Origin of the sequence: Streptomyces davaonensis JCM 4913 (genome assembly GCF_000349325.1) — a bacterium.
GTDB classification, from domain to species: Bacteria; Actinomycetota; Actinomycetes; order Streptomycetales; family Streptomycetaceae; genus Streptomyces; species Streptomyces davaonensis.
In genome coordinates this window covers 5382965-5407592 of record NC_020504.1, presented here as the reverse complement: position 1 = coordinate 5407592, position 24628 = coordinate 5382965, and the positions used below count along the sequence as shown (strand labels likewise).

Annotated in this window: 20 protein-coding genes and 1 tRNA gene; 9 read left to right on the top strand and 12 right to left on the bottom strand. The window is 70.9% G+C overall.

The genetic code is table 11. The features are described 5' to 3' along the window. The first annotated feature begins 3 nt into the window (after positions 1-3). A complete protein-coding gene (locus BN159_RS23995) occupies positions 4-984 on the top strand; it encodes a zinc-binding dehydrogenase (protein ID WP_015659583.1) in 981 nt (326 codons plus the stop codon). A gap of 25 nt (positions 985-1009) precedes the next feature. Here the strand turns inward: BN159_RS23995 and BN159_RS23990 are convergent, their stop codons facing one another. Beyond that, on the bottom strand, positions 1010-2416 hold the full coding sequence (locus BN159_RS23990) for an NAD(P)/FAD-dependent oxidoreductase (protein ID WP_015659582.1): 1407 nt from the start codon (positions 2414-2416) through the stop codon (positions 1010-1012). Positions 2417-2512: 96 nt separating this feature from the next. Between BN159_RS23990 and BN159_RS23985 the strand changes: the two genes are divergently transcribed. Further along, positions 2513-3322, top strand: a complete 810-nt coding sequence (locus tag BN159_RS23985) for an aminoglycoside phosphotransferase family protein (RefSeq protein WP_015659581.1) — start codon at positions 2513-2515, stop codon at positions 3320-3322. A 9-nt stretch (positions 3323-3331) separates the two neighbouring features. Beyond that, positions 3332-3805 carry a GNAT family N-acetyltransferase gene (locus BN159_RS23980; RefSeq protein ID WP_015659580.1) on the top strand — a complete coding sequence of 158 codons (474 nt, stop codon included), beginning with the start codon at positions 3332-3334 and terminating at the stop codon, positions 3803-3805. Here BN159_RS23980 and BN159_RS46065 read toward each other — a convergent pair. Together BN159_RS46065 and BN159_RS46060 are read right to left on the bottom strand one after the other, a co-directional pair. Next, positions 3771-5504: an HEXXH motif domain-containing protein gene (locus BN159_RS46065; RefSeq protein ID WP_015659579.1), complete on the bottom strand. Its 1734-nt coding sequence runs from the start codon at positions 5502-5504 to the stop codon at positions 3771-3773. The genes BN159_RS23980 and BN159_RS46065 overlap by 35 nt on opposite strands. Then, positions 5501-5674 carry a hypothetical protein gene (locus BN159_RS46060; protein ID WP_015659578.1) on the bottom strand — a complete coding sequence of 58 codons (174 nt, stop codon included), beginning with the start codon at positions 5672-5674 and terminating at the stop codon, positions 5501-5503. The genes BN159_RS46065 and BN159_RS46060 overlap by 4 nt, the downstream gene beginning before the upstream one ends. Before the next feature lie 229 nt (positions 5675-5903). On the opposite strand from BN159_RS46060, the gene BN159_RS23965 reads away from it, so the two are divergent. The 3 genes from BN159_RS23965 to BN159_RS23955 all read left to right on the top strand — a co-directional run bounded on the left by BN159_RS23965 (position 5904) and on the right by BN159_RS23955 (position 8918). Then, complete coding sequence (locus BN159_RS23965; RefSeq protein ID WP_015659577.1) at positions 5904-6839, top strand: effector-associated domain 2-containing protein; 936 nt, start codon at positions 5904-5906, stop codon at positions 6837-6839. Positions 6840-6969: 130 nt separating this feature from the next. Continuing rightward, entirely contained in the window at positions 6970-7134 is a 165-nt protein-coding gene (locus BN159_RS23960; RefSeq protein WP_157901118.1) for a hypothetical protein, read from the top strand. Between the two features lie 17 nt (positions 7135-7151). Further along, the gene (locus BN159_RS23955) at positions 7152-8918 is read left to right on the top strand and encodes an HEXXH motif domain-containing protein (protein WP_015659575.1); all 1767 of its coding nucleotides are present in this window, start codon (positions 7152-7154) and stop codon (positions 8916-8918) included. 119 nt (positions 8919-9037) lie between these two features. Here the strand turns inward: BN159_RS23955 and fxsT are convergent, their stop codons facing one another. The 3 genes from fxsT to BN159_RS23940 form a co-directional block, all read right to left on the bottom strand. Beyond that, positions 9038-12988 carry an FxSxx-COOH system tetratricopeptide repeat protein gene (gene fxsT, locus BN159_RS23950; protein WP_269450996.1) on the bottom strand — a complete coding sequence of 1317 codons (3951 nt, stop codon included), beginning with the start codon at positions 12986-12988 and terminating at the stop codon, positions 9038-9040. Positions 12989-13314: 326 nt separating this feature from the next. Next, entirely contained in the window at positions 13315-14781 is a 1467-nt protein-coding gene (locus BN159_RS23945; RefSeq protein ID WP_015659573.1) for a VMAP-C domain-containing protein, read from the bottom strand. A 94-nt stretch (positions 14782-14875) separates the two neighbouring features. Continuing rightward, positions 14876-14949: transfer RNA gene (locus tag BN159_RS23940), tRNA-Thr, on the bottom strand. Between the two features lie 205 nt (positions 14950-15154). Here BN159_RS23940 and BN159_RS23935 point away from each other — a divergent pair. From BN159_RS23935 to BN159_RS23925, 3 genes are all read left to right on the top strand, one after another. Then, a complete protein-coding gene (locus BN159_RS23935; RefSeq protein WP_015659572.1) occupies positions 15155-16291 on the top strand; it encodes an ABC transporter ATP-binding protein in 1137 nt (378 codons plus the stop codon). A 205-nt stretch (positions 16292-16496) separates the two neighbouring features. After that, positions 16497-16952, top strand: coding sequence for a hypothetical protein (locus tag BN159_RS23930; RefSeq protein WP_015659571.1), 456 nt, complete (start codon positions 16497-16499; stop codon positions 16950-16952). Positions 16953-17133: 181 nt separating this feature from the next. Then, positions 17134-17865 carry a nucleotidyltransferase family protein gene (locus tag BN159_RS23925; protein WP_015659570.1) on the top strand — a complete coding sequence of 244 codons (732 nt, stop codon included), beginning with the start codon at positions 17134-17136 and terminating at the stop codon, positions 17863-17865. 142 nt (positions 17866-18007) lie between these two features. Here the strand turns inward: BN159_RS23925 and BN159_RS23920 are convergent, their stop codons facing one another. The 6 genes from BN159_RS23920 to BN159_RS23895 all read right to left on the bottom strand — a co-directional run bounded on the left by BN159_RS23920 (position 18008) and on the right by BN159_RS23895 (position 24274). Next, positions 18008-19651, bottom strand: coding sequence for a DoxX family protein (locus tag BN159_RS23920; RefSeq protein WP_015659569.1), 1644 nt, complete (start codon positions 19649-19651; stop codon positions 18008-18010). Positions 19652-19768: 117 nt separating this feature from the next. Further along, entirely contained in the window at positions 19769-20710 is a 942-nt protein-coding gene (gene rlmB / locus BN159_RS23915; protein WP_015659568.1) for a 23S rRNA (guanosine(2251)-2'-O)-methyltransferase RlmB, read from the bottom strand. A gap of 98 nt (positions 20711-20808) precedes the next feature. Next, the gene (cysS, locus tag BN159_RS23910) at positions 20809-22209 is read right to left on the bottom strand and encodes a cysteine--tRNA ligase (RefSeq protein WP_015659567.1); all 1401 of its coding nucleotides are present in this window, start codon (positions 22207-22209) and stop codon (positions 20809-20811) included. A 53-nt stretch (positions 22210-22262) separates the two neighbouring features. Beyond that, positions 22263-22760: a 2-C-methyl-D-erythritol 2,4-cyclodiphosphate synthase gene (ispF, locus tag BN159_RS23905; RefSeq protein WP_015659566.1), complete on the bottom strand. Its 498-nt coding sequence runs from the start codon at positions 22758-22760 to the stop codon at positions 22263-22265. Then, the gene (ispD, locus tag BN159_RS23900; RefSeq protein ID WP_015659565.1) at positions 22750-23514 is read right to left on the bottom strand and encodes a 2-C-methyl-D-erythritol 4-phosphate cytidylyltransferase; all 765 of its coding nucleotides are present in this window, start codon (positions 23512-23514) and stop codon (positions 22750-22752) included. Before ispD ends, ispF begins: the two co-directional genes overlap by 11 nt. 277 nt (positions 23515-23791) lie before the next feature. Next, positions 23792-24274, bottom strand: coding sequence for a CarD family transcriptional regulator (locus tag BN159_RS23895; RefSeq protein ID WP_003953493.1), 483 nt, complete (start codon positions 24272-24274; stop codon positions 23792-23794). Positions 24275-24628 lie beyond the last annotated feature (354 nt).

The following is a 24628-nucleotide window of genomic DNA, read 5'->3' as shown; positions in this document are numbered from 1 at the left end:
TTCATGCACGCCATCCGTCTGCACGCCTTCGGCCCGGCCGAGAACCTCACCTACGAGCAGGTCGAGGACCCTCGGCCCGGCCCCGGCCAGGTCCGTATCGCGGTCGCCGCGGCCGGTGTCCATCTCCTCGACACCGCCCTGCGCGAGGGCCACCAGGGCCCCGGCCCGGCCCCGACATCGCTGCCGACGATCCCGGGCCGGGAGGTCGCGGGGGTGGTCGAGTCCCTCGGCGAGGGAGTGGCCGAACTCTGGCTCGGCAAGCGGGTGGTGGCCCACATCGGCTTCGCGCCCGGCGGTTACGCCGAACTGACCGTCACCGAGGTCGAACGGCTGCACGAGATCCCGGCCAACCTGGACTTCGCCGAGGCGGTCGCCATGATCGGCACGGGTCGTACGACGATGGGGATCCTCCAGTTCACCGACCTGGGCCCGGACTCCGTGGCCGTCGTCCCGGCGGCGGCCGGGGGCATCGGCACCCTGCTCGTGCAGTACGCCAAGGGCGCGGGGGCCACCGTCATCGGCCTGGCCGGCGGTGCGGAGAAGGTCGCCCGCGTGCAGGCGAACGGCGCCGACCTCGCCGTCGACTACAAGGACCCCGACTGGCCGGCGAAGGTGCGCGCATGGCTCGGCGGCCGGACGGCCACGGTCGTCTTCGACGGCGTGGGCGGCGACGTGGCCCGCGAGTCCGTCGCCCTCCTCGGCCCCGAGGGCCGACACATCGTCTTCGGCTGGTCCGGCGAGGGCATCCACGAAGGCGAGCCGTACCTGGTCGAGGGCCTGTCCGAGCAAGTCCTCGGCCCCTCCATGCTCGCCAAGGCAGGCGGCCCCAACCCGGTCCGCACCCTGGAACTCCGGGCCCTGGTGGAAGCGGCAGAGGGCCACCTGACACCGGCGGTCACCCGCTTCCCCCTCACGGAAGCGGCCGCGGCACATCGGGCGCTGGAGGGGCGGGGGACGGTGGGGAAGGTCGTACTGGAGCCGTGAGCCGCACCCCTCGGAGAAGTGCCGCTCAGCTCCGCCCCGCCACCCGGTCCGCCACCCGAGCCAACCGCGACGACTCCGCCCCCTGAGTCACCGCCTCCCGCCGATCCGCAGCCCGATACACGGCATACATGCCCTGCACCCCCAGCCAACGCAGCGGCTCCGGCTCCCACTTGCGGACCTTGTGCCCCACCCACGGCAGATCCGTCAGCTCCGTGCGCCCACCCTGCCCCGAGTCCTGCTGGACCAGGTCGCGCAGGGTGCGCGCCGCGAGATTCGCCGTGGCGACGCCCGAGCCGACGTACCCGCCCGCCCAGCCGAGCCCCGTCGAGCGGTCCAGGGTCACCGTCGCGCACCAGTCCCGGGGCACCCCCAGCACCCCGGACCAGGCGTGCGCCACCCGCACACCCGCGAGGGAGGGGAAGAACCCGACCAGAATCTCCCGCAGCGCCGAGACGGTCGCCTCCTGCGTACGCCCGTCGTTGTCGGTCTTCGAGCCGAAGCGGTACGGCACCCCGCGCCCGCCGAGCGCGATCCGCCCGTCGGCCGTGCGCTGGGCGTACATATAGGCGTGCGCCATGTCGCCGAGCGTCTCCCGCCCGTCCCACCCGACCGACTCCCACTGCTCGTCGCTCAGCGGCTCGGTGACGATCATCGAGGAGTTCATCGGCAGCCAGGTCCGCCGCTCCCCCTTGAGCGCGGCGGTGAACCCCTCGGTGCAGCGCAGGACATAGGGCGCCCGGACGGTACCGTAGGGCGTCACCGCGTGCTTGGGCCGGATCTCGGTCACCGGTGTCTGCTCATGAATGGCGACCCCGAGCGCCTCGACGGCCGCCGCGAGCCCCTTCACCAGCTTCACCGGATGCACCCGGGCCCCGTGCGGCGTCCACGTCGAGCCGACCGCGTCCGCGACCCGGATCCGCTCCGCGGTCTCCTTGGCGCCGTACAGCTCCCGATCCCGCTCCCCGAAGGCCGGCTCCGCCTCGTGGAAGGCCCGCAGCCGAGCCAACTGCGCGGGCGTACGGGTCACTTCGAGCACCCCACCCTTGTGCGCATCCGCCTCGATGCCCTCCGCCGCCGCGACGGCGAGGACCTCGTCGACGGTGTCGTTCATGGCCCGCTGCAACCGCACGGCGGCGTCCTGCCCGTGCAGCCTGGCGTACCGGTCACGCCCCGCGATGCCGTTGTACAGCCAGCCGCCGTTGCGCCCCGAGGCGCCGTACCCACAGAACTTCTGCTCAAGAACGGTGATCCGCAGAAAAGGCGCCGCCTTCTTCAGGTAGTACGCGGTCCAGAGCCCCGTGTATCCCCCACCGACGATCACCACATCCGCCGAGGCGTCCCCGGACAGCGGCTCCCGCACCGCAGGGAGACCGTCGTCCGCGTACCAGAAGGAGACGCCGCCGTTGACGACATCGCTGACCGAGCTGCTCATGGCCGGGACGTTAACCTGCGCCGACGGCCACTGTCTCCTTCGGATTTCGTCGATATCGCGTGGTGAGCGACCCGGGAGCACCGCTACGGTCGGCTCGTGACCGACCTTCCGGACGAGCTGACGGAACGCGCCGTGCACTACCTCCAGCAGTGGGAGCTGCGCCGCGACGGCCCGCCCATGCGAGGCCGCTGCGCGCACGTCCTCCCCGTGCTCCGGGCCGACGGAACACCCGCCGTGCTCAAACTCCAGGACGTCGACGACGAGACCGTAGGAGAACCGGTCGCGCTACAGGCCTGGAACGGCGACAGTGCCGTACGACTCCTGGCCGCCGACAACGGCACGCTGCTCCTCGAACGGCTCGACGCGGAACGCCCGTTGGACGACCTGGACGACACCCGCGAGGCCACCCTGGTCGTCGCCGGGCTGCTGGCCCACCTGACCGCCACCCCCGCCCCGCCGGAACTCCGCCGCCTCGGCGACCTCGCCCCGCGTCTCCTGGACCGCGCCGAGGCCGCCCAGGTGAAGGAGTGGCCCCTGCTGGCGGACTGCGCCGCGGCCGTCCGCGAGGTGGCGGACGAGCCAGGCGACCGGCTCCTCCACTGGGACCTGCACTTCGAGAACGTCCTGGCCGCCGACCGCGCCCCTTGGCTGGCCATCGACCCCAAACCGCTCGCGGGCGACCCCGGCTTCGAACTGCTCCCCGCCCTGTGGAACCGCTTCGACGCCGACGAAGTCCTCTGGCGCTTCGACGCGATGACGGAGGTCCTGGGCCTGGACCGGAACCGGGCCCTTGCCTGGACGCTGGGCCGGGTGCTCCAGAACGCGGTGTGGCAGGTCGAGGAGGGCAACTCTCCCGTTCCGGAACAACTGGACATCGCCGAACGGCTGCGCGCCCGCCGGGGTTAGCCTCACCCCATGATCCGCAACGCGACCCCCGCCGACATCCCCGTCATCCACACCCTCGTCCGCGAGCTGGCCGAGTACGAGAAGGCCCCGGACGAGGCGAAGGCGACCGAGGAGCAGCTGCACGAGGCGCTCTTCGGCAACCGTCCCGCCGCCTACGCCCACATGGCCGTCGACGACACCAACGGCGAAGCCGTCGGCTTCGCCCTGTGGTTCCTGAACTTCTCCACCTGGCGCGGGGTCCACGGCATCTACCTCGAAGACCTCTACGTCCGCCCCACCGCCCGCGGCGCCGGCCACGGCAAGGCCCTGCTCACCGAACTGGCCCGCATCTGCGTGGACCGCGGCTACCAGCGCCTGGAGTGGTCCGTCCTGAACTGGAACACCCCGTCCATCGCCTTCTACGAGTCCCTGGGCGCCCGCCCGCAGGACGAGTGGACGGTGTACCGACTCACGGACGAGGCGCTGCTGGAACTGGGCGGCTGAGCAGCCCCGGGCGGTCTCCGACTGCTGACACCGGGTCGCTGACCAGCCCCCGAGCCGTCTCCAACGGATCGGCCCCCGCCCCGAGTTCCGCATGCACCGCCATCACCAGCTCCGGTCGGGCGAGCAGCGCCGCGCCCGCCGGGTCCCCGGCCACCCGCGCCGCGAGCCCGAGGCCCACCCAGGTCTCGGGGTCCCCGTCGCCCCGCGCGATCCGCTCCCGGCACATCCGCGACGCCCGTTCCGCGTCCCCGTCGACCAGGGCGACGTCCTCGGGCCGGGCGCCCTCCACGGTGGCCCCGGGGTCCGCCCGCAGCGCGTCGAACCCGGCCGGGTCGGCCAGCAGCCAGCGGGCCAGCACGGCCCGGGTGTCGAGCCCGCGGGACGGGGTGCCGGGCACGAGGTCCGGCGGAGCCGGGTCGGCAAACAGCGGGCGGCCGGTGGCGTACGCGCGCACCGCCCCCGGATCGGGACGCAGGTGATACGCCCGCCAGGTCGCCCGATGATCCGCCACCGCCAACTCCGCGGCCACGGCGGCCCGCTCCTCCACCGGCTCCGCCAGCCAGGGTGCGAGCCGCCCCTCCAGCTCGGCCACCAGGCGCCGCCCCAGCCCGGTCAGCCCCTCCGCCGCACCGATCCCGCGCAACGCATGTACGGTCTGAGCCCGCCACAACGCGAACTCGAACCGCCCGAGCGGATGCGCGCGCCGCCGCCAGAACCCGGTGACCCCGAAGAAGGCGTACACGCCCTGCAACAGCCCGCCCAGCGGCCGCGGGTCGTCCCGCCAGGGGGCGTAGTGCAGCCGTCCGCCGCCGCTGCCCTGGTCGTCGTAGAGCGTGAACAGGTGCATGAAGGCGCTGAGTTTGTTGTGCTGGAACTCGTGCACCAGCGTCGAGGCGAGCTGCTCGCCGTCGTCGGGGACGGAGGCGAGGGCCGCACCGAAGGCGTCCCCGGAGGAGGCGCTGTGCGGCCGGAACCTCTCGGCACGGGGGCGCGGTACGAGGGTCACGAGGCCCTCGGCCAGCGCGCAGGCCGCGCTCTCGTCCCACTCACGCAGGATCTCCCACGCCTCGGCGAACAGCCCCTGCCAGTCGTCGGTGTCGACGGGCTCGGCGGGGACGGGGGTACGCAGGGTGCGGTACGGGTCGGTGTCGTCCAGCAGCAGCCCGCATCCCTCCCCCTCCAGCCGAGTGAGCGGGTGCCAGTCGGCCCCGCCGAGCGGCCTCCCGGCGACCAGCACACGGCCGTCGGCGGCGACCACCTCGGCAGATCCCCCGCCCGCCACCCGCATGGCGCCCAGCGCGGGGAGCACGGCCCAGCCTTCGTGCACGGGGACGTCGGTACGGAAGTCCACTCCCGCCCGGATCCCTGCGCTGGCCGCGACGGCGTGCAGATAGCCGGTGTCCGGGGCGCCGGCACCGGCCGCCGTACCGCGCAGCCTCCGCAGGGTGTGCGCGGCCCATACGCCGACGGCCGGATAGGCGAGCAGTTCCTCGAAGGCGGTCTCGTCCGCGGCACGGGCCCGCATGAGGAGCCGCCAGGCAGTCGTGGGGGCCTCGTCGGAGGCGTCCAGGAGCGCCCGTACCACCAACAGCCGCCAACTGCGCTCGCTCGCCCGCAGCTCGGCCACGGCGGCGGGACCGCCACCGCCGCCGAGCAGTTCGTCGAAGGAGTCGGCCGGCAGGACGTGCGGGCTCGTCACGCTTCGTCGCGCTGCGGGTTGTAGCCACCGAGGCTGCTGGCCGGGTCGTCGATACGGCTGAGCAGGCGGCGTAGTGAGCCGTCGGCGGGCGGAAGCGGAAGAGTGGGCCAGGCGTCCAACGGAACACCACTGAGGTCGATCAGCTCGGACTCGACTCCAGACTTGTCCATATACTCGTCCATTTCACTATTTAGGGTGGTTTCTGACTTCTTGAGCAACCATAATGCATCGCAGACGTCGCATCGGTTTCACGGCACCGAATCCACCCGGATCGAGTGACAGAACAGCGGTACTGGTAGCGGGTAGGGGCGGAATAGGATCTAACTCGCGGAGGCAGTACAGGAGTTGCGAGGGAACCGGGGGTCTGCTGCAGTGGCGGTGAGACCGGATCCGGCACGGGTGGCAGAGATCGTCGTGACCGCAGGGCGGGGCCGGGAGCGGCACGGCTCCGGGTACCGGGTCCACACCGGATGGATCCTCACCTCGGCCCAGCTGCTCGACGGCGCACAGGAAGCGACCGTATGGGTCGGACTGGGCAGCCACAGCATGTGGACCTCACCCGCCCTCGTGGCACTCGCCTCCGACCGGGCCGATGTGGCGCTGCTGAAGCTCACGGGCGTGGCGTTCGGCTTCTGCTCACCCCCCGCCTACGGCACCCTGACCCAGCAGGCCGCCCCCGTGCCCTTCACGGCCCTGGGGTACACCGGTCTCCGCATCAGCGGAACGGTCAAGGCGCCGTCCGACGACCGCGGCGACACCCTCGAACTCGCCGTCGACCCACTACCGGCGGGATGCATGAACACTCGTCCGGACCGTTGGCCCTGGGAGGGCATGTCCGGCGCCGCGGTCTGGCACGACGACCTCCTGATCGGCCTGGTCGGCGGCGCGCACCGCGGGACGGACGGGCCGGGTCACCTCACCGTCACCCCCGTGGACCGCTGGTACGCGCTGCTGACCGCGAGTGAACTGGACTTGCTCCACGAGCACGCCGGTCTGCCCCCGAGCCCCACCGGACGGATCAGTCTCGCCGCCCTGCCGGAGAATCTCCCCCTGCACGAACTCGACGGCCTCGTCACCGCGTTGACCCTGCTGCCCTGCGTGAGCGACCGCAACGGCCTCGCTCTCGTCCTGGACAGCATCGATCCGGTGATCTCGGCGATGAGCCCGCGCTCCCCCGCCCTGCGCCCGGACGTCTTCGGGATCGTGCGTACTTGTCTGCGTTATCGCGGGACCTTGGACCAACTCCTGGAAGCGATACGGTTGGTGGAGGGCGAATCCGTCGGGGTCGTCCGAATGGACCAGGAGGCGGTGGAGTTGTCCCGGCGCCACCGCTGACCTGATATCGCGGCGCGGCACGAACGCGGGGTTTCATCCCCGGCACCGCGGGCCATTATCAGGGGGATGTGAGCAGCCCGTAGCACAACTAGAGCCGGGGGGAAGGGGTTTGGCCGTCATGGAGCCGTCTGTGGCCGCCGTCGAGTCCAACCTAGTCGATCTCGCGGGGGTTTCTCTTGAATCGCTGCGCTCCATGGACAGTCTGGCTCTTGCCGGATCGCTGGACGAACTGCACCAGCACATTGACCTCGCGCAGGAGAGCGTCAGCAACTTCAATCCGGGACGTTATGACTGAGGAGCCCGGGGCCGCCCATGCGTGCTGAGGGCGCGTTCCTCCATCACCATCTGCCGTCGTCCGGCCTGGAGGAACTGAGCTGCGGCGAGGGCGGTCCGGGCACGGTGGACCTGCTGCTCGCGGCCGAACGCAGCCGACGGCTGCTGCTGTTACGGATGCTCGACGACGCGACCGGCCTCGACCCCGCGTGGGAATTGCTCAGCGCGGCCCAGCGCCGGGCACCGGACGTCGTCGACGACCTGCTGCTCTATCCGCAGACCGGAATGTGGCTGGTCACGGCGCTGCGCAGACTGCGCGGCAGCGACCCGCAGGACGATCCGCCGCTGTGGGTTGTGCTGGGCCATATCTCCTCCCTGGCCGCCGCGGCAGCGCTACGCGCGGAGCTGGACTTCACCATCGAGGTCCCGATGCGGCACGGCCGGGTACCGCTGCCGACCCTGGGCTGCGCCGAACTCCCGGCCACCGAGCCGTGGGCGATGGCAACCGTAGGTCGGGAGGCGGGCCGCGCGGTCGTCACGACACCGGGTGCCACGGTCACGGTGCCGGCCACGCCGGACACCCCGGCGCCGGGCTGGCACCCCCTTCGCCGGCTGCTGCTCGGCCCCGCAACCCACCGCCTCTCGCTGGCCCTGGACGACGTGGACCCGTACCGGACGTACCCCCGGCCGACCGAACCGCGCCCGCTGTCCGAGGAGTCGGCGGAAGCGTGGCGGCGCATGCTGGAGCGGGCCTGGACAATACTGCTGGACGAACAGCCGAGGACCGCGGAGGCGATGCGCCGGGGTCTGCTGTCGCTGACTCCGACCCCGCCGCAGGAAAGGTTTCGGCCACGCAGTGTGACAGCCGGGGATGCATTCGGCGGCGTCGAATCCTCGGAAGCGGACGACCCGGTCCAGCTGGCGGTGACCCTGGTGCACGAGTTCCAGCACACCAAGCTGGGCGGCCTGCTGCACCTGACACCCTTGCTGACCCCGGAGACCTCGGACTCCCCCGAACTCTGGTACGCCCCCTGGCGGGACGACCCCCGCCCGCTGGACGGCCTGCTGCAAGGCATCTACGCCTTCGTCGGCATCACGCGCTTCTGGCGCACCCACCGTCTGGCCTCGGGGGCCTCGACTCCCCTGGCCCACTTCGAGTTCGCCCTCTGGCGAGCCCAGGTGACCACGGCCCTGCGCCAAGTCCACCGCCATGAGCGCCTGACGCCCATAGGAGCGCAGCTCCTGGACCGCCTGTACGCCCTGTGCACCCGCTGGCTGGACGAACCAGTCCCGGAGACCCCCCTGGCCCTGGCGCGCCGCTGCGCCGCGGACCACGAGACCCGCTGGCGCGCACACCACCTGCGCCCACCGCGCCAGGCAGTGGAGGAGACCACGCAGGCCTGGCTCTCCGGAGCCCCGACTCCACCCCACTCCCTCGCCGCTCCCTCCGAGGTGGTCAGCGACGAATCCGCCCGCTGGCTGAACACACTGGCCGTCCTGACCCGCCACCGCCTGTCAGGAGAGGATCCGGAGAAGGCGGCAGTAACAGGAGCCCTGCGCGCAGACGTCCTACTGGCGACAGGCGAAACAGAAGCAGCCCAAGAGGCCTACAAAACCCACCTGACAACCGACCCCACCCACCCCACAGCCTGGTCGGGCCTGTCCCAAACCCTGACCCAAACCTCCCCCACAACAGCCCACTTCCTACGCCACAGCCCAGAACAAGCCCGAGCAGTACACGCAGCAATAACAGCGGCTACGGGCACCCCTCCGGACCCAATAGCCCTGGCAACCTGGCTCGCGTAGCCGCGGGCAGTCCTGCCGCAGGGCGGCACGGGTGGGCTGGGGGTCCCCCTCACCCCCGCACGCGCGGGTGAGCGACACTCACCCCACCCGCGCCACAGCGAGCCCGCACCACCGTCACATCACAACGGCATCGGATCGATGTCACAGTTGGCCCGCTCCCGAGCCCGCACCTGCACAGTCGCCGGATGCGGCGCCGCTTCTGCGGACCGCAGCCGAGGCGCATCCAGAACCTGTTCCATACGGGACAAGGTGTCCGCCCGCAACGCCTCCGCCTCATCCGTCGCTCCGAGCGCAGCCAGATCCAGCGACAGATTCGCCGCGCACACCAGAGCCGTGGGGTGGTTCTCCCCCAGCCGCTCCCGGCTCAACTCCAGCGACCGCTCCCCAAGTTCACGCGCCTCGGCCACCTGTCCCAACGCACTCAGATCGCTCGCGAGATTGATCGCGGTAGCCAACACGATGGGATGCCCCTCCCCCAGGCGCTCGGTCAGCGAGGCCAGCGCCGCCTCATCCAGCGCCCGCGCCTCCTCCACACGCCCCAGCAGCCGGAAAGTCACCGCGAGATCCACATCCGCGGCCAGCACATGCGGATGATCGGCCTGGAACACCCGCCGGAACCGCTCACTGGTCTTCGCCCCGCGCTCCCCGGCCGCCTCCAGCTCGCCACTGTGCCGCAGCGCCACCGACAGCGCCAGCGCGGCAGCGAGGGACTCGGGGTGGGTGTCGCCGTACCGCCGGGTGAACTGGTTGAAGGCCTCTCGCGACAGCTCAAGCGCCTTCGCGTGGTCGCCCTCCTTCCGGCACGCCTCACCGAGCTGCCGCAGCGACTGGAGCGTCTGTGGGTTCCCGGCGCCGAAGACGGGTCGGAATCCGTCGACGACCGCCTCCTGCAAGGACCGTGCACCGACGTAGTCCCCGGTCTCGCGGACGTCGATGGCGATGGACTCCTGGGTGACCAGCGACTGGTTGTGATCCCCCCCGTACAGCCGCGTCTTCAGCGCGTGCGTGTGCCGGTCCAGCTCCAGCGCCCGCTGGAACTCGCCCACGAGACGCAGGCTCACCCCGAGGTTGTGTGCGCGGCCCAGCGTCGTCGGGTCGTCCTCGCCGAAGGCGCGCCGGGCCCGGTCGTAGGCCATCTCGTCCAGTTCCACACCAGCGGCGAAGTCCCCTTGGACACGTCGCACCGCGGCCTCGAGGTTCATCGTCTCCAGCGCGTCCTCGCGGGTGTCCTCAGGGCCCTCGGGCGCGGTACGGACGTAGATGTCCTTCAGCCGTTCGACCAGCTGGGAGGCGTCGTCGTAGCGCCCGACCTTCAGGTAGAGGAAACACAGCCACCAGCCCATCAGCCGGGTCTGCTGGTCCTCCTCTCCGAACAGTGCCTGCCAGGTTTGCCACGCCTGCTCGGTGAACTCCCGGGCCACCTTGTGGTCGCCCCAGTACCAGAGGTACTTCGCCACGTTCATCACGAGTTCGCGGACCCACGGCTGGTCGGACTCGATGGCGCCGGAGGCGATCACATGGCCGTACAGCTCGGCGTAACGCGTCCAGTTGGCCGACTGGTTGGGACCCTTGGGGTCTGCGGCGGCCAGAAGGGTGTGGGCCCCATTGCGCATGCGGTTCTGTTCCTCGGGGGTCATGCGGTGGATCAGCACGGCCTGGACCAGGCGGTGCATTTCGATCGAGTTGGTGCGGTGGTCGATCCGGGCGAGGGAGTAGCGGTTGATCTCCCGTACTGCGCGGGCGAGCCGCATCGGGTCGTTGAGCGCCCGGTCCAGTTCGGGGTCGATGGTGGAGCCGCCGAGCCCGGAGAAGATGGACCGAGAGATCGGGTCGGGCGCGAAGTAGGAGCAGAGCTGGAGCAGCCGCAGCGCGGTGAGGCTGCGGGTCTCCAGGTGGTCCAGCGAGACGTTCCACGCCGCGGCGACCGGCAGTTGGTAGTCCGGCGGCGGCGAGACTTCCAGCAGCTCGGCCCGCTTGTGCTCGAACAGCCGCAGATACTCCGAGACCGGCATTCCGGTCTCGGCCCGCCAAGCCGCCGCCTGTTCCAGCGCCAGCGGCAGATCTCCGAGGGCGTCGGCGAGCCGGTCCGCGTCCCGGTCGTCGAGGTCGTCGGGCCCGGAGCGGCGCAGCAGCTCCTTGCTCTCCTCACGGGTGAAGACATCGACTTCGAGGGAGGGACCGACCACGCTCCAGCGCCGGTTGCGGGAGGTGACGAGAATGGTGCCACTGCCCCCGGTCGGGAAGTAGTCGCGCACCCGCTCCGGGCTGTCCGCGTTGTCGAAGATCAGCAGCCAGCGCGAGTACGGCCGTCCCTCGCGCAGCGCCTCCCGCACTGCGGGACCGGCGATGTTGGCCTCGGAGCTGGTCACCAGGCCCAGCCGCTGGGCCAGTTCCACCAGGGCCTGCCCGATCTGGCCAGGGCGCTCGGCGGCGATCCACCACACGACGTCGTACTCGGATTGATTGCGGTAGGCGTACTCGATCGCCAACTGCGTCTTGCCGACACCGCCCATGCCGTGGATCGCCTCGGGCAGCACAGTGGTGGTGCCCTCACGGAGTCGCTCACTCAGACGATCGAGAAGGTCCACCCGGCCGGTGAAATTGGGGTTGCGCGGCGGGATGTTGCCCCAGATACGCGGCGTCGAACGCCCGCTCTCCACCGCGGGCTGCGTATGCGTGGCGGTCATGGCCGTGGCTCCTTCTGAAGTTGTCCCGGCCCTCGTCGGGGCCTGTTCGTGAGCGGTGCGGGAGCCCACGCCCTTGCGCAGGCTGACGGAGTTCTGCCGGTCGTAGTCGCGCAGGGCGCGGGCCAGCCGGTCGGCTCTGACGAGGAACTTCCCGGACAGGGCGCGCAGCGCGGCCAGTTCGACGCGGAGGAAGGCGACGTTGCGCCGGGTCACCGAGGGCACGTCGGCGGTTTCGAGGAGTTCCTCGGGGGCGGGCAGGAGCGGCTCGGCGACCTGGGGGCCGGTGGCAAGCGGTTCGCGCACTTCCGGCGGTTCGGACGTCAGCAGGACCCGGACGTCGTGCAGCACCCGGGCGGTGTCCCTGCGCCGGGACAGCGCCAATAACTCCTGGCGGATGTTGGGGCCGAACACGAAGGCCACATCAGCCGCGCGCTCGGCGTCCGCGCCGGAGGTCCGCACCAGGCCGCTCATCAGCAGCTCCGCCAGATGGGCGGGCCCGGCCCCCGGCACCGAGGCGGTCACCGCGTTCATCACCGGCAGGGTCAACGGCGCGGCGGCGAGCCGGGTGGCGAGGGTGAACGCGGTCGGGGAGGCGGCGGCCCGGAAGTCCGAGACCCGCTCCCAGGGCGGTACGGCACTGGCCGGGTCCGGTACGTCCTCCACCCAGGGCACCGCCCGCGCCGCGTCCGCCCGGCGCTTCCAGTCCCGGGCCCGGATCCCCGACATCTCCACCCAGCCGTCGGAGCCTCCCGTGACCAGGTCGACCCAGCCGGACAGCGACCGCTCGGTCGGCTCCAGCACGGGGACCGGGACCACGCCGGTACGGGCGTCGGCGTCGTCGACGGGTTCGAGGGGAGAAGTGCGCAGTTCCCAGCGCAGGGTGTCGTTGGGCGCCCAGGGGCGGGCGCAGCCGAACCGCATCCGGTTCACGTCGAGTCCGGCTCTGGACCACAAGTGCTGGGGCAGCAGATGCAACAGGGCGAGCGGCTCGGTCCGCCCCAACTCCCGCAGCAGCGGCAGCACCGCGTCCGAGCGCCAGCCCGCGGCCAGACCGTCCGTCAGCACCAGCACCACCCGCCGCTCGGACGGGGCGGACGGCAGTTCCTCCAGCCGGATCCGGGCCGGCTCGGTGTCATCGGAACTGAGCAGCCGTACCGTGCTGACCCCGCCCAGCCGTTCCTCGCGGGCGAGTTCATCGGCCAGCTTCCGGACCGTCTTCTCCCACACCCGCATCGTCGCGTGATCGTCCACGACGAGGAGCACGGACGGAGGGTCCGCGGAGGACGACCGCGCCAGTTCGCTCAAGGCATGCGGTACGGCATCCAGTGACGCTTCGTCAGACGCCGGTTCCGCCGCTGTTCGTGGGACATCGTCACACTGCATTAGTAGCGCTCTCAGAGCGTCCGGTAAGGGCATGCGTGACATCCACGTGCCAAGCCTGGCAGTGGTCTGCATACAGTGCAAGACGGCAGGCCACGGGGGGCGGGAGTACAAACTGGACAGTAGATCGGAGGGTGAAGGAACAGCGGATGGAACGCGCCCCCCTGGGGTGTCGAGCACGCCGGCTCTTCTCGCGTCCAGCGTGGCACCGCCCACTGCCGCCCGCAAGGCCGTCTGCCACTCTCCTGCGCGTATCGACAAGAAGCCGCCGCCGGGCCGCAACAGGCGCCCGGGCATGCCTCGCGCCGCGCTCTGCGAAGTCATCGCCGCTACACCGGCCCCGGGGGGCCCGGCTTGCGCTCGGGGTCGTCCAGAAGGATGGCCAGATGACGCCCGACGTGGCCGTCCCAGCCCTCGGGTCCGAGCGCGAGCGCGTCATTGCGCCATTTGCCGACGCTCTCCGCGAGCGAGCCGAGCCCCCGGTCCTGGAGGATCTCGCTGATCGCGTCCTGGAAGTGCGGGTCGGAGCAGTCCGAGCGGTGCCAGATCATCGCGGGCACCCCGGCCCGCAGCCCGGCCAGCACTTCACGGCGCCCGGTGCCCGAGTCGTCGCCCGGCGGCTCGCTGAGCACCAGGCACACGGCGTGCCCGTCCTCCTTAAGCTCCCGCTCCAGATGGAAGAAGTACGCCCCGTCCTCGCCCGGCCGGCTCCAGTGCGGCTGGCTGTCGGCCGGGCGCTCCTTCAACTGCCGCCACTTGGCGTGCCAGGGCCGGTGCCAGGCGGCGCGCTGAAGCCGCTCCAGCGAGCGGATCAGAACGGGATAGTCCATGGCCAAAGGGGTCGGATCGAGATGACCGGAATCTTTCGACCACCACTCGACCGGCTCATTGAGCAGTTCCCAAGGCAACACGAATTCCAGGATGACCGGCTGGCGCAGATCGGCCCAGCGCGCCTCGGACTCCTCGATCAGCCGCTCCACCGCGCCCGGCAGTTCGTCGCGGCACAGGTGGACGGTCTCGCCGCGCACCGGGTGCCAGCCCGTGGAGTCGGACTGGCGCCAGTGGGTGAGGTAGTAGCGGCCGTCCTCATTGCGGTCCGGCTCGAACTGGATCATCAGATACGCGGGCACCACCGAGGGCGCGGGCTGCGGCAGCTCCGAGTGCTGCCACTCGCCCAGCAGGCCCTCAAGACCCAGCCGCTGGGACTGGCCGCGATTGAACCGGCGCAGCCCTTCCGCGGCCTCCATCCAGCCCTCCTCCACGAACCGGTCGGCGGCCAGTGCCACGAAGGCCATGCTGGGCGGCAGCTCGCCGGGTGGGGTGTTCTGGCCCGCAAGACGCAGGAAGACCTGCCAGCCGGTCTGGCACCAGCGGGGCAGCTCCTGGACCCGGGAGCGGCTCGCGCGCCGTGCCATCGACGCCAGCTCGATGGTGCGCAGGGATTCCAGGACCGGCCGTAGGTGGCCGAGGTCGGCACTGTCGAAGAAGTCGACCGCCTCCACCTCGTCCACGAGCGGCCATAACGCGGCTACTGTCGCCGACTCCTGCTCCACGTACTCGAGCGAGCGCACCAGACAGGCGGCGCCGTCACCGACCGCCATGCACGCCTTGACGACCTGGAGCAGCCAGGGCCGCAGCCGGTCACCGCCGAACGGCTCCACCGGCGCGCCCAGCTCACTGGCGAGCATCTCCCGCCATAACTCGCGGCTGCTCGTCTGCCTGACCGTCGCCGACTCCTGAAGCGCGTCCACGATGGCCACGGCCAATTCATTGCGGACCCGTTCCGGACCTCTCACCCCGTGACCTCCCCAAGCCGGCGCGGTTCCGTTGTGCCGACCAGGGTACGGCCGCAGGGGGTGCCGTGGCAGGGCCCTCGGGAAAGGAAGAGAGAGCCCCCTGTCGGATTCGAACCGACGACCTTCGCTTTACAAGAGCGGCGCTCTGACCAGCTGAGCTAAGGAGGCGTGCACGCACGTGCCCGTGCAGTGTACCCACGACCCGGCGTGCCCCTGTCGAAAATTTCCGCGAAGTTCACAGGGGTCCGGGTGCTGACAGAGCAGGTGAACGCCAGGTACCGTCCGAGGTCAGTCCACTCACATGGACTACACCACCACCTTCCTACAACGGATCGTCCGGCACGTTCCTGCCGGTAGAAGGGGGCCCATCACCATGGCCACTGTCTCGTTCGACAAGGCGACCCGGATCTACCCGGGTTCCGAGAAGCCCGCCGTAGACGCGCTCGACATCGAGATCGAGGACGGAGAATTCCTCGTTCTGGTCGGCCCGTCCGGCTGCGGCAAGTCCACCTCGCTCCGCATGCTGGCGGGGCTCGAGGACGTCAACTCCGGCGCCATCCGCATCGGCGACCGCGACGTCACCCACCTGCCGCCGAAGGACCGGGACATCGCCATGGTGTTCCAGAACTACGCGCTCTACCCGCACATGACCGTCGCCGACAACATGGGCTTTGCGCTCAAGATCGCCGGTGTGCCGAAGGCGGAGATCCGCCAGAAGGTCGAGGACGCGGCGAAGATCCTGGACCTCACCGAGTACCTCGGCCGCAAGCCCAAGGCCCTCTCCGGTGGTCAGCGCCAGCGTGTGGCGATGGGTCGCGCGATCGTGCGTGAACCGCAGGTCTTCCTCATGGACGAGCCGCTGTCGAACCTCGACGCCAAGCTCCGTGTCTCCACCCGTACGCAGATCGCCTCCCTCCAGCGCCGGCTCGGCATCACCACGGTGTACGTCACCCACGACCAGGTCGAGGCCATGACCATGGGTGACCGCGTGGCCGTACTGAAGGACGGTCTGCTCCAGCAGGTGGACAGCCCCCGCAACATGTACGACCGCCCCGCCAACCTCTTCGTCGCCGGCTTCATCGGCTCCCCCGCCATGAACCTGGTCGAGGTCCCGATCACCGACGGCGGTGTGAAGTTCGGCAACAGCGTCGTCCCGGTCAACCGTGACGCCCTCAAGGCCGCCGCCGACAAGGGCGACCGCACGGTCACCGTCGGCGTCCGCCCCGAGCACTTCGACATCGTCGAGCAGAACGGCGGCGCCGCCTCCTCCCTGTCCAAGGACACCGAGGACGCCCCGGCCGGTCTCGCGGTCTCCGTCAACGTCGTCGAGGAGCTCGGCGCCGACGGCTACGTCTACGGCACCGCCGAGGTCAGCGGTGAGAAGAAGGACCTGGTCGTCCGCGTCAACGGCCGCCAGGTCCCGGAGAAGGGCGCCCAGCTGCACGTCGTGCCGCGTCCGGGCGAGACCCACGTGTTCTCGACCTCCACGGGCGAGCGTCTCACCGACTGAGGTACGAACCGGGTGAATCACCCAGGTTGACGAGAAGGGCCCCGCAGACCGCTGCGGGGCCCTTTTTGTTGTCGACAAATACCCCGGCATATCGCCCATTTCGAGCAGTGAGCGTCAACCCTCTACCCAAAAAGGGGCACGACTTCATCCCCCGAACCGGTGACTAAATGTCGCCAAATCATTACCGGGCGCTACCCTCACTCGCGTGAAGCACTCCACTAACCAACAGACGCGACGCGGCCAGGGCCCCGCCCGCCGGATCGGCCGCTCGCTCGCCCTCGTCCTGCCCGTCGTCCTGGTGCTCTCCGGGACCCTCGCGGTCACCCGGGTCAACTGGTCGGGGAACCCCGCGAACTCGGTGCTCACGGCATCGGACGCCTCGGTGTCGGACGCCAAGCCCGGCTCGGTCTCCCGCGCCCCGCAGGACGTGCTGCGCGACCAGCTGATCGCCGAGCTCACCCGGAAGAACCCGGGCGTCGCGCTCACCCACCTCCAGCAGGCCGTGGACGAGCGCCCCTCTCTCGCCCGCCACTGCGCCTCCATCGCCCGCGCCCTCGGCCGAGCAGCGGTCCGCGTCTACGGCCCGACCCGCGCCCAGTCCTACGCCCGCCCGGTCTGCGACACAGCGTTCGCGACGGGCGTGGCAGCGGCCCACAACTGACGCAGCCGTCCCGGGCCCCCTGGGCAGGGGGCCCGGGGGCCGCAGGCCCCCCAGGGGCGCGGGGCTCTATTTGATTTGCGGCTCCGCCGCGTGGGCGCGACCAGCCACGACGGCGCCGCACCCGCACAGCATGAGGCACCCCCCACCCCAGTAGGCGCAGCGGCCACATACAGTTCGCCCCATGACCGATCCCCGCGCCGCCTCCCGCCCCACCCAAGCCGTCATCCTGGCCGGCGGCCAAGGCTCCCGCCTGCGCCCGTACACCGACGACCGCCCCAAGCCCATGGTCGAAATCCCCGGCACGGGCACGCCGATCATCGGCCATCAGATCGCCTGGCTCGCGGAAGAGGGCGTGACCGACGTCGTCGTCAGCTGCGGCCACCTCGCGGACGTCCTCAAGGACTGGCTGGCCCAGGCGGACCTCCCGGTCCAGGTCACCACGGTCGTGGAGACCGAGCCCCTCGGCCGCGGCGGCGGCCTCAAGTACGCCGCCGCGCATCTGCCGCACCCCGACCGCCCCTGGTACGCCACGAACGGCGACATCTGGACCCGGTTCTCGCTGCGCGACATGGCCGACTTCCACACCGAGCGCGACGCCGTCGCGACCCTCGCGCTGGCCCGGCCGCGGATCCCCTGGGGCGCCGTGCAGACGGACGGCTTCGGACACGTCACGGACTTCATCGAGGCGCCGCCGACGACGTACGAGATCAATGCGGGTGTGTACGTCTTCTCCGCCGAGTTCGCGGCGATGCTCCCGGAGCGGGGGGACCATGAGCGGACGACGTTTCCGCGGCTGGCCCGGGAGCACCGGCTTGCGGGATTCCCGATTCCTCAGGGTGCGTATTGGCGGGCCATCGATACGGCGAAGGATCTGACCGAGGCTGCCAAGGAGCTGTCTGCTCTTCGGTCATAGAGCGGCTGAGTGGGGGCTGAGCGCGCCCACGCGGCGGAGCCGCGCATCAAACAGAGCCCCGCGCCCCTGAAGGAGCGCGGGGAACCATGGGTTTGGTTGTTACTGCCGGTGGGCTAACCCAGAATCCCGCCCACCGGCCCATCTACCCCAACAGGCCGCCTACCAGGCCCGGTTCACCGGAGGTGGATCCTCCGCCTCCCGTGCCGCCCGGCGTGCTGTCGCCGCCGGTGGTGCCGCCCGAGGTCGGGCCCGCGCTGGTGCTGGGGGCCTCCTCCACCGGGGTGGTCTGCTGGGGCGGCGGGGCCTGGCCCGCGGTGCCCTGGGTCTCGCTGGGCGTGCCCGCCGTGGTGGCGCCCTGGGCGGCGCCCGGAGTCGTGGCGGCGCCTGCCGTGGGGGCCGCCGACGTGGCGCCCTGGGTCGGGGAGGTGGACGCCGACGGGGTGCGCTCCCGGCGCTCGCCGGGCTCGGAGGGGAGCGGGGAGCCGGGGAGTTCGTTGCGCGGGGCCTCGCCGGGGCCGGGGACGACCACGCGGTCGGCGTCGCGGACGGCGCCGCCGAGCAGCGAACCGATCAGCAGGGTCAGCCCGGTGACGATCGCGGTGATCAGGGCACCGCGGCGCAGGACGTAGCGGCGCAGGTCCCAGATGTCGGCGCGCGGTCCGAGGCGGCGCCAGGCGCTGCCCGCGAGGCGGCCGTCGATGGAGTAGACGGGGGCGCCCGCGATGATCAGCGGGGACCAGGCGGCCAGATAGATGATGTCGGGGGCGTCGTAGACGGGGACGCTCTTCCAGCTGACGGTGATGAGCAGCGCGGCCGAGAGCAGCGCGCCGACCACGGCGGCGACCCGCTGCCAGCAGCCCAGGATCGTGAGGACGCCCACGATGACCTGGAAGAAGGCGATCAGCAGGCCGGAGCCGACGGGGTGCTCCAGGGCGAACTGGCGCAGCGGCTCTGCGACTTCCCACGGGTGCAGGGTGTTGAGCCACTTCACCATCGAGCCGCGCTTGCCGCCGTCGAAGTAGACGGGGTCGCAGAGCTTGCCCATGCCGGCGTAGATGGAGATGAAGCCGAGGAAGATGCGCAGCGGGAGGAGGACGACGCCCAGGTTCATGCGGCGGCCCGGGTAGTAGGCGTGCCGCGAGGGGTCGTCCGCGTGACGCCGGGACCGCGCACCCTCGTCCGGGTCCGCGAAGTCCGGGTCCGCGAAGCCTGGCTCCGCGAACTCCCGGTCGTCGTAGTCGAGTTCCTCGTCGTAGGCGCTGCCGACCTGGCGCATGTCGGGCAGCAGCCGGGTGCCGTCGCCGTCGGGCGGGGTGCGCTGGGCGCCGACGACGGGGGTCTCCACGGTCTGCGCGAGGGCGTCGTAACTGTCCCCGCCGTAGCCGTCGTTGACGCCGACGCGCGGGATGACCTGGGTGGCGCCCGCGTCGGCCGGTTCCTCGGCATGGCCGACGCCGGCGCCCCGCACCGCCTGGAGCAGCCGGTGGGCGCCGGTGTCGTCGGGCGCGGACCTGCCGCTCCAGACGACGGGCCGACGGCGGCCGCTGCCCGCGGCACCGGCCGCCGGGACGCGGGGGGTGCCCTCGGTGGCGCTCAAGTGCCGTGCGATCCGCGGCGATTGGCTGCGTCTCGTCGACGCGCCCAACTGCACGCGGAAACTGGCGTGATTGACGATGATCTGCGCCGGATCGCTCGGCACCTTCACCATGCTCAGCGCGGGAGCGTCGTCGAATCCCGACGAGCGGTCCCCCGTGGGTGTGCGGGGTGTTCTGGTGTCCACACTCATCTAACAGAGTGACGTGTGTTTAGGACACTGCTTTGACCTGCCGGATCTGTCCGGACCGCGTCAAGCTTGCCCTGAACGACCGGATTACCCCGTACGGGTGAGGCGCCGGACGCGCGTTCAGGCGCGTCGCCGCGCCGCCTCGTACAGCACGATCCCCGCCGCCACACCGGCGTTCAGCGACTCGGCACCACCCGGCATCGGGATGCGGACGCGGAAGTCGCAGGTCTCGCCGACCAGTCGGGACAGGCCCTTGCCCTCGCTGCCGACCACGACGACGACGGGGCCGCCGAGGGCCTCGAGATCGCCGAGTTCGACCTCGCCGTCGGCCGCGAGACCGACGACCACGATCCCGGCCTTCTTGTACTGCTCCAGCGCACGGGTGAGGTTGGTGGCACGGGCGACCGGCGTGCGGGCCGCCGTACCGGCGGAGGTCTTCCAGGCACCGGCGGTCATGCCGGCCGCGCGGCGCTCGGGGACGACGACACCGTGGCCGCCGAAGGCGGAGACGGAGCGGACGACGGCGCCGAGGTTGCGCGGGTCGGTGACCCCGTCCAGGGCGACGATGAGCGGGTCCGCGCCCTCGTCGGCGGCGGCGACGGCGAGATCCTCGGGGTGGGCGTACTCGTACGGCGGGACCTGGAGGACCAGGCCCTGGTGGTTGAGGCCGTTGGTCATCCGGTCCAGCTCGGGACGCGGGGCCTCCATGAGGTTGATGCCACCGCGCTCGGCCGCGAGCTGGAGCGCCTCGCGCACCCGCTCGTCGTTGTCGATGAACTGCTGGACGTACAGCGTGTTCGCGGGCACGCCCTCACGCAGCGCCTCGACGACCGGGTTGCGCCCGACGACCAGCTCGGACGTGCCCTTGCCGCCCCTGCCACGGGCCACCGGACGGCGCTGGACCTGCTTGGCCTTGGCGGTGGCGATGCGGTTCTTCTTGTGCCCCTTGCGCATCTCGGCGGGCGGCGTCGGCCCCTTGCCCTCCAGGCCCCGGCGCCGCTGGCCGCCACTGCCGACCTGCGCGCCCTTCTTGCCGGACATGCGGCGGTTGTTCGCGGCCATGACCTACCTGTTCTCTGTGTAGCGGTGAACCCAAAAAAGGGCGTACGTCTATGCAGTGTGCCGCCCGGACGGCCGGGCGGCACAATCGATCACTGCGTTCAGCGCGCGCCGAGGCTCCAGCGCGGCCCCTGCGGGCTGTCCTCGATGACCAGTCCGGCCTGTCCGAGCTGGTCCCGGATGGCGTCCGCGGTGGCCCAGTCCTTACGGGCCCGCGCGGCCTCACGCTGGTCGAGCACCAGGCGTACGAGGCTGTCGACGACGCCGTGCAGGTCTTCGCCGCGGTCGCTCTCGCCCGCCCAGTGCGGGGCGAGCGGGTCCAGGCCGAGGACGCCGAGCATGGCGCGCACCTCGGCGAGGCGGGCCACGGCGGCTTCCTTGTCGTCGGCGGCGAGGGCCGAGTTGCCCTGCCGGACGGTGGTGTGCACGACGGCGAGCGCCTGCGGGACGCCCAGGTCGTCGTCCATGGCCTCGGCGAACGCGGTCGGCACCTCGGCGGCCGGCTCCACCGGGTGCCCGGCGAGCTCCACCACGCGCTGCACGAAGCCCTCGATCCGCGCGAACGCCGACTCGGCCTCGCGCAGGGCGTCCTCGCTGTACTCGATCATCGAGCGGTAGTGCGGGGTGCCGAGGTAGTAGCGCAGCACGATGGGGCGCCAGTGCTTGACCATCTCGCTGACCAGCACGGAGTTGCCGAGCGACTTGGACATCTTCTCGCCGCTCATGGTGACCCAGGCGTTGTGCACCCAGTACCGGGCGAACTCGTCGCCGTAGGCCTTGGCCTGGGCGATCTCGTTCTCGTGGTGCGGGAAGATCAGGTCCAGGCCGCCGCCGTGGATGTCGAAGGCGGAGCCCAGGTACTTGTGGGCCATCGCCGAGCACTCCAGGTGCCAGCCGGGCCGTCCCCGGCCCCACGGCGTCTCCCAGCTCGGCTCGCCCGGCTTGGCCGACTTCCACATCGCGAAGTCCCGGGAGTCCCGCTTGCCGGTCTCGCCCTCGCCGGAGGGCTGGAGCAGGTTGTCCAGCTCCTGGTTGGACAGGCGCAGGTACTCCGGGAAGGACTTCACGTCGAAGTAGACATTGCCGTCGGCCTCGTAGGCGTGGCCGCGCTCGATCAGGCCGCGCATCATCTCGACCATCTCGGTGACATGGCCGGTGGCCCGCGGCTCGTACGTCGGCGGCAGGCACCCAAGGGCGGTGTAGCCGTCGTTGAACGCGCGCTCGTTCTCGTAGCCGATCGACCACCACGGGCGGTTCTGGTCCGCGGACTTGGTGATGATCTTGTCGTCGATGTCGGTGACGTTGCGGATGAACGTGACGTCGTAGCCGCGGTACTCGAACCAGCGGCGCATGATGTCGAAGTTCAGCCCGGACCGGATGTGCCCGATGTGCGGGGCCGCCTGCACGGTGGCGCCACACAGGTAGATCGAGACACAACCCGGCGTGAGCGGGGCGAAGTCACGGATCTGCCGGGCGCTGGTGTCGTACAGGCGAATAGTCACGGGTCCAAGGGTAGTAGGCGGAAGCCGATGCCTCCGACGGTTGTGGATAACGGTCAGCCCGCGGTTCGGGCCACCAACGCGGTCGCCACGGCCATCAGACCTTCACCCCTACCGGGGAAGCCGAGTCCGTCCGTCGTCGCACCCGACACCGAAACCGGTGCTCCCGCCGCCTCCGACAGGACCTTCTGGGCCTCCTCGCGCCGCTTGCCGATCTTCGGGCGGGGGCCGACGACCTGCACCGCGATATTGCCGATGACGAAGCCCGCCTCGCGGACGATGCGCGCGGCCTCGGTCAGGAGTACGACTCCGGAGGCGCCCGACCACTCGGGGCGGCCCGTGCCGAAGTGCTGACCCAGGTCACCGAGACCGGCGGCGGAGAAGAGCGCGTTGCAGGCGGCGTGCGCGACGACGTCGGCGTCGGAGTGCCCGGCGAGACCCGGGCCCTCGCCCTCCCACTTCAGGCCCGCGCACCACAGCTCGCGGCCCTCCTCGAAGGCGTGGATGTCGGTGCCGATGCCGACCTGGGGAAGCAGAGGGGCCTCAGAAGCCATCGTTGAGCCTCCGGCGTGCCAGGACCGCCTCGGCGAGGACCAGGTCGAGCGGGCGGGTGACCTTGAAGGCCTCCTCGTGGCCGGGCACGACCACGACGGTGAGCCCGAGCTGCTCGACCATGCCGGCGTCGTCGGTGACCTGGTCGGTGACCGTCTCATGGGCGCGGACCAGGGTCGCCCGGTCGAAGCCCTGCGGGGTCTGCACCGCCCGCAGCCGGGCCCTCGGCGGGGTGGCGACGACCGGTTCGGGCTCGCCCGGCGTCCCGGCCGGTTCGACCTCCTTGACGGTGTCGGCGAGCGGCAGCGCGGGGACCACCGCGGGGGCGCCGTCCCGTACGGCCTCGATGACGGCGTCGACGGTGTCGACCGGGACGAGCGGGCGGGCCGCGTCGTGCACCAGGACGATGTCGTACTCGGGCGGCAGCGCGTCCAGGCCGAGCTTCACGGAGTCCTGGCGTTCGGCGCCGCCGGGGACGACCAGGAAGTCGGTGCGCTCGGGCAGCGCGTGCGCGTCGAGCAGGGACTTCACCTCGGCGGTGCCGTCGGGCGGGGCCACGACGACGACCAGGGAGACGGCGCGGGACGCGGCCATCGCGCGTACCGCGTGGATCAGCATGGGGGTGCCGCCCAGCGCGCGCAGTGCCTTGGGAGCGCCAGGGCCGAGGCGTACGCCCCGGCCGGCGGCCGGGATCACGGCAGCCGTGCGAGCGGTCGGACTGGCCTGCGCGGGCGAAGGGCGCGATTCGTCAGACATCGGTTCCTGTCAGGTTTGTGTGCTGGCCTGGCTTGGGTATGGCCCTGGAAGTGCCGGGCGCGACGCCTTGACCGGACCCTTCCGTGACACTGGTCGAGCCAGCTGCCCGGGCCCGGCACGCCAAGTATCGGGGGGGGAAGTCCTCCCGAAGGTCGGCACGTATATCGGCACGCATATGCGAACATGCCGCAGCGCCCGGCGACAGTAAACGTCATCGGGCACCGCGGCACTTTTCTTGACTAACGCAGCAATGTGGGCTGACCGCCTACAGCGGGCGTCAGGATGCGAGGACCTCGTCGAGGAGGGCCTCCGCCTTGTCCTCGTTGGTGTTCTCCGCGAGGGCCAGCTCGCTCACCAGGATCTGGCGGGCCTTGGCGAGCATGCGCTTCTCACCAGCGGAGAGTCCACGCTCGCGCTCACGACGCCACAGGTCACGGACGACTTCCGCAACCTTGATGACATCGCCGGAGGCGAGCTTCTCCAGATTTGCCTTGTAACGACGCGACCAGTTCGTGGGCTCCTCGGCGTACGGCGCGCGCAGCACCTCGAAGACCCGGTCCAGCCCGTCCTGACCGACCACATCACGCACGCCGACGAACTCCGCATTGTCCGCTGGCACACGTACCGTCAGGTCACCCTGGGCGACCTTCAGCACCAAGTAGGTCTTGTCCACGCCTTTGATCTGGCGAGTTTCGATGGCCTCGATCAGCGCGGCCCCGTGATGGGGATAGACCACGGTGTCGCCAACCTTGAACGTCATGTGACAGGTACCCCTTCCGTGGCTATCCAGGGTAACACGGATACGGCGTCTTCTGAATGGCGTTTTCGCAGGTCAGGGCATATCTCGGGGCTTGACAACAGCAACAGGAACGTGCTGCGCGGGCCGACCGGAAGAAGGTATTCGCAGGTCGGAGCGGCTCTCCGGGGGACACGAAACGCGCACGTCACACACTTCCGGCGACCTTGTCGAGCGGATGAACATCCCGATATGTCCGGTTCCAGTTGTGCGACTTCCGCTAGTCCGTTCGGTGTCATGAGTCGGGTACCGGACGATTCCGGAATTGATCACGAGGGGCGGTCGAGGCACGGTCGTTGATCAATTTCCGGTGGGTCG

What these genes read in the sequence shown, in the direction of transcription:
- BN159_RS23935 (WP_015659572.1), top strand. Translation starts at nt 15,155, where the DNA reads ATGGCCACTGTCTCGTTCGACAAGGCGACCCGGATCTACCCGGGTTCC.
- BN159_RS23925 (WP_015659570.1), top strand. Translation starts at nt 17,134, where the DNA reads ATGACCGATCCCCGCGCCGCCTCCCGCCCCACCCAAGCCGTCATCCTG.
- BN159_RS23980 (WP_015659580.1), top strand. Translation starts at nt 3,332, where the DNA reads ATGATCCGCAACGCGACCCCCGCCGACATCCCCGTCATCCACACCCTC.
- BN159_RS23955 (WP_015659575.1), top strand. Translation starts at nt 7,152, where the DNA reads ATGCGTGCTGAGGGCGCGTTCCTCCATCACCATCTGCCGTCGTCCGGC.
- rlmB (WP_015659568.1), bottom strand. Translation starts at nt 20,710, where the DNA reads ATGGCCGCGAACAACCGCCGCATGTCCGGCAAGAAGGGCGCGCAGGTC.
- BN159_RS23895 (WP_003953493.1), bottom strand. Translation starts at nt 24,274, where the DNA reads ATGACGTTCAAGGTTGGCGACACCGTGGTCTATCCCCATCACGGGGCC.
- BN159_RS23995 (WP_015659583.1), top strand. Translation starts at nt 4, where the DNA reads ATGCACGCCATCCGTCTGCACGCCTTCGGCCCGGCCGAGAACCTCACC.
- BN159_RS23920 (WP_015659569.1), bottom strand. Translation starts at nt 19,651, where the DNA reads ATGAGTGTGGACACCAGAACACCCCGCACACCCACGGGGGACCGCTCG.
- ispF (WP_015659566.1), bottom strand. Translation starts at nt 22,760, where the DNA reads ATGGCTTCTGAGGCCCCTCTGCTTCCCCAGGTCGGCATCGGCACCGAC.
- BN159_RS23990 (WP_015659582.1), bottom strand. Translation starts at nt 2,416, where the DNA reads ATGAGCAGCTCGGTCAGCGATGTCGTCAACGGCGGCGTCTCCTTCTGG.
- fxsT (WP_269450996.1), bottom strand. Translation starts at nt 12,988, where the DNA reads ATGCAGTGTGACGATGTCCCACGAACAGCGGCGGAACCGGCGTCTGAC.
- ispD (WP_015659565.1), bottom strand. Translation starts at nt 23,514, where the DNA reads ATGTCTGACGAATCGCGCCCTTCGCCCGCGCAGGCCAGTCCGACCGCT.
- BN159_RS46060 (WP_015659578.1), bottom strand. Translation starts at nt 5,674, where the DNA reads ATGGACAAGTCTGGAGTCGAGTCCGAGCTGATCGACCTCAGTGGTGTT.